This window comes from Anaerosinus sp. (genome assembly GCF_965318445.1).
The window spans coordinates 1-3557 of the sequence record NZ_CBDNNH010000013.1 but is presented as its reverse complement, the minus strand read 5'-3'; the positions used below and the strand labels follow the sequence as shown (position 1 = coordinate 3557).

3 protein-coding genes and 1 pseudogene are annotated in these 3557 nt (G+C 34.3%); all 4 read right to left on the bottom strand.

Features of this window, described 5'->3' with window-relative positions; translation table 11 throughout:
* Nucleotides 1-630, bottom strand: a 630-nt coding sequence (locus ACWZFG_RS06985) for a hemagglutinin repeat-containing protein (protein WP_455577291.1), incomplete at its 3' end; no start/stop codon positions are given.
* The gene (locus ACWZFG_RS06980) at nt 585-1370 is read right to left on the bottom strand and encodes a hemagglutinin repeat-containing protein (protein WP_455577290.1); all 786 of its coding nucleotides are present in this window, start codon (nt 1368-1370) and stop codon (nt 585-587) included. The genes ACWZFG_RS06980 and ACWZFG_RS06985, both read right to left, overlap by 46 nt.
* Nucleotides 1371-1734: 364 nt before the next feature.
* Nucleotides 1735-2553: a hypothetical protein gene (locus ACWZFG_RS06975; protein WP_455577289.1), complete on the bottom strand. Its 819-nt coding sequence runs from the start codon at nt 2551-2553 to the stop codon at nt 1735-1737.
* A 150-nt stretch (nt 2554-2703) separates the two neighbouring features.
* Nucleotides 2704-3557, bottom strand: a pseudogene (locus ACWZFG_RS06970) (hypothetical protein); the annotation flags it as partial.

Genomic DNA, 3557 nt, shown 5'->3' with positions numbered 1-3557 from the left:
TGTTCCGGCTATGATGTTGATGTTTTCTTTGGCTTCTAGATTTACGTTTTCGCCGGTGATTTCACTGCCTTTGACGGTGATGTCTTTTTCAGTTGCTTTGATGTTTACGTCACCGGTTGCGTGAATTGTACTGCCTTGATTAACCTTTGTATCGCTTTGATAACTGCTTTCGGCTTTGCTTGTTCCTAGGCTGACGCTTAGTTGTAAATCTGACTTCTTTGAGTTTGCAATATCTTTTGCACCTTCTAGATTTTTACCGTCTTTGATTAGTGTTTCTGCTGCTTTGTATTGGTAGAGTTGTTCAAGTCGTTTGTTATCTACTTTTCCTGCTCTATCTAATGACGCCTCTATACTTTGTGCTGTTTCAATTGTTTTTCCGCCTAAGGACACGCTTAGTCCGCTTTGCTTGAATTCGTGTTTTTCTTTGGCATTGTAGGTATTGTCAGCGTTTTCGATGGTTACGCTTTCTGCGGTGATGTTGATGTCTTTGCCTGCGATTACTTCGCTGGCTTTGATGTCTACATCTTTTCCGCTTTCTAAGGTTACGTTTCCTCCGATGCTACCAATGGTCGAGCCGACTTGTTCTACTGATTGATTGTCATAGGAGTCTTTTTGTTTTTGACTGCCAATCGTAAAGCCGAGTCCACCACTGCCAAATATTCCTGATTTTTTACTTCTTTGCTGTATTCACTTTGGCTTGTTTCGCTAGCGGAATTGATATTGATATTTTCGCCGGCTTTTATGTTGATCTCTTTATCTGCTGCTACGATAGATGCTGTGATATTCGTATCTTTACCTATTTGAATTTCTACTTCGTTACCGTTTACATAGCTTTCTTTGACTTGGTTGACGTTTTGGTAGTCGTAAATTTTTGTTGTGGTAGTTGCAAGTACGCCAACTTTTGTTCTATGTTCTTCGTGTAGTCTTTCATGGTATTCGGTTTCGTTTTCTATGGTTACATCATTTTGGGCTTGGATTTTTGTTTTTCCTTGTTCACTGGTGATTTGGCTGCCTTTGATGCTTACATCTTGTCCTGCTGTAATTTGAATATTTTTTCCTGCGTCAAAATTGCCGCCTTTCACTGTTTCATCTACCGCTCGGTCACGCGTATAGTGTTCGCCTTTATTTCCTGCGTCTACGTCTAGGATATTCAGGTCTTTTGCCGCTGTAATTTCGATATTGTTTCCAGCAGTCGTCGTAATATTTTGCTGGGCGTTTGCGTCTACAGCGTTTAGTTTAATATCTTTTCCTGCCTGAATATTGATGTTTTCAGCATTTAATTGACTTTGCTTATGATTCACTTCGTCGATTTGGGCACTGGATTTGTCGTAGACGACTGCAACGTGTTTTTCTTTGGCTACTGCTGTCATTTCTACGTTATTTCCTGCGCTTAGGTTACCGCTTTGGTTTTTGATATCGTTTGTGGCAACTAATTCTACATTGCCTGTTTGTGCGGTAATCGTCGCTGTTTTGCCAAGCTCTGTTTGGTTTAGCTCACGGTAGTTCGTTTTTTTTGTTTGGGTTTGGTTGATGATATCGGTTGCCGTTATTTTGATATTGTCTTTTGCGTAGAGCTCGATTTCTCCGCCGGTGATGATTGCGCCTTCTTTTGTTAGGTCTTGCGCTTTTAGGGTTGCGGAACTGTTTTAAAAAATCAGAGAAAATAGATTCCTATCTCCTCTGATTTTTTATTTAGCTATTAAGTTTTAGACAAAGAGTGCCGTCAATTTTGTATCATTCATGCTTTTCAAAATACTTCAAAGGATTTATACCTGATGTTAAAAAAATAATCGGACTTAATATATCATGAAATTTTGAATCTCGATAAAAATCATCTCTCCTTAACAAAACTACTACATCATCACTTCCACTTAATTCTATCGTACATAAATATTCATTTTTCTTAAATAACAAAGTTTTTTTTCTTTCCTTCTCCAATTGCCCCCAAAAATTAAAATCATTCTTTTGCATTATACTAATATAAAAATTTTTATCCTCCCCCTTTACAAATTTATATTCAATGCAAAACTCTTCGGTTTTGGCAATTTTATTATAATGATCATATATTATATTTTTTGAATCATAAGTCTTTATCTTATTTTCAAATGCTTCTCTTATTCTTATAAATTCTTCTCTTATTTCAATATTTTCTTGTTTTATTTCATTTTTATATAAGATATAATATCCAGAAATACACATATTTAACATGCTACCAGTAAATAATATTATACCTATACTATAAAGAATAATCTTAGCTAAATTCTTTCCTTTTTGAGAATCTAAAATATTATTATTTGATACTTTCTCATTCATCCATTTCTTATAAATTAATATTATCTCATTTGTAAATATTGCTAAGAATTCATAAAGAGCCTGCCCCTTAGTTCCTTGCCTTTCATAATTAGGGGGAGCATTAATTACTCCATTTAATATAAAAAATGAATTAAATAATAGTATTGGAGACAACAATATTATTAAAAGTAAAAAGATTAGTATTTTAATTAACTTAATTACTAGTTGATATATATTGGATAAAATCATCATAAAAGCCATCTTTCTATCTTCATAAATGTGGCTGTTGCACTAATCGGACAATCCTAATAAATATACAGGAGTCATTCTTTTAAGCTAAAAAATTTCACTAAAAAACAATTTCCATATTTATTTGTAAAAATACTTAGTGCACAGCCTTCTTATTTAAATTTAGTTTCCTAGTAGGTGTGGAAAATATCCCGTAAGTATGTCTTTTAAATATTCTTGATATTCCTTTGAACCATTCATTAAGTCATAGGCACTTTCACTAGCATTTTGCCCAAGTAACGCAGCATCAAAATAAGTTTTACCTAATCTCGTCAAATCTTCTTTTTCTTTTATAGGATTTGTTTTTCTTAGTGTAACACCATATGCTTTCCCATCAATCACTATAAATTTTTGCCAAATTATCATATCTTCATCATACAAATCAACGGATCCTAATTTATAGTCCCATCCATATTGGGGATTATCAGGATTTTCTTTCCACACATATACTCCTTCTGGAGGTTTTTCTATTTTCTTGTATTCTCCATCTATTAATTGCTGATATCCCTTTTCCTCTGTATATATAATCGCCCCTTCATAAGTTGGTCTATGGCAATAATCATTATTTTTTATGCCACTTATAGCTGTGCTTGATCCAACTTCCGGTTTTAGTCCTAGTACCTTATTGACCGTTTCTGCGACTAGACCTCCTGCAATTAGCCTAAGCCCTTTATCTTCTATTTTAGATAGTTGGTTTTGCAATGCTTGGCTTATTCCTGCACTTATTGCTCCAGATTTAAATCCATTTCCAGCGAATTCAGACATCATTCCTCCTACAAGTGTATGTAGAAGAATTTTATATTCTCCGCCTTCTGCCCATTTCGCTTTTTCTTCTAGTGTTTTTGCATTTTTCCAATTTCTATCTGCAATATCTCCTACTGCTTTAAATGCTACTTCACCAAATAAATCTGCTAGTTCTTGTTGTTCTTTTACCGTTTTAGCGTCAAAGATTTTTTCTAGTTTATTGAGTGCTTCTT

What these genes read in the sequence shown, in the direction of transcription:
- ACWZFG_RS06980 (WP_455577290.1), bottom strand. Translation starts at nt 1,370, where the DNA reads ATGACAGCAGTAGCCAAAGAAAAACACGTTGCAGTCGTCTACGACAAA.
- ACWZFG_RS06975 (WP_455577289.1), bottom strand. Translation starts at nt 2,553, where the DNA reads ATGGCTTTTATGATGATTTTATCCAATATATATCAACTAGTAATTAAG.